This window comes from Mesorhizobium caraganae (assembly GCF_016836705.1).
GTDB lineage: Bacteria > Pseudomonadota > Alphaproteobacteria > Rhizobiales > Rhizobiaceae > Mesorhizobium > Mesorhizobium caraganae.
Map to the genome: position 1 here is coordinate 1 of NZ_JAFCGY010000144.1, position 452 is coordinate 452.

The following is a 452-nucleotide window of genomic DNA, read 5'->3' on the forward strand; positions in this document are numbered from 1 at the left end:
TGCAGCCCCTGCTGGGCGCGCGCGATCTGCTGCGCGCCTTCTCCACCCTGTTCCACGGCGGCGAAGAGTCGGTGATGGTGCGGCTGCTGGTGCTGCGCGCCATCGGCGAGCGCGGCCAGGCGCCGGACTGGAGCCCGCAGGAACTGCGCGAGCACTTCGCCTACCTCGACCCGGTCAAGTTCGACACCGTCATCGGCCGCCTGCGCGACAACGACCTGCTGCTGTGGGACGGCCACACCCAGCGCTACCGCATCAGCCCGGCCGGGCGCCAGGCGCTGGCGGCGATCGGCATGCTGCTGCAGTTCAACCGCGAAGGCGACGAGCTGGCCTACGTGACCGCGCAGATCGCCGCCGGCCAGGCCGTCGGCCGGGAGCGTTCGGACGATCTGCAGCACCTGCTGTCGCGCTTGAACGAACTGCGCGAAGACTTCGACCAGGCGGTGCTGTCGGGT

1 protein-coding gene is annotated in these 452 nt (G+C 70.8%); it reads left to right on the forward strand.

The genetic code is table 11. The features are described 5' to 3' along the window. A partial coding sequence (locus JQK88_RS35690) for a hypothetical protein (protein WP_203281284.1) occupies positions 1-452 on the forward strand: 452 nt, incomplete at both ends.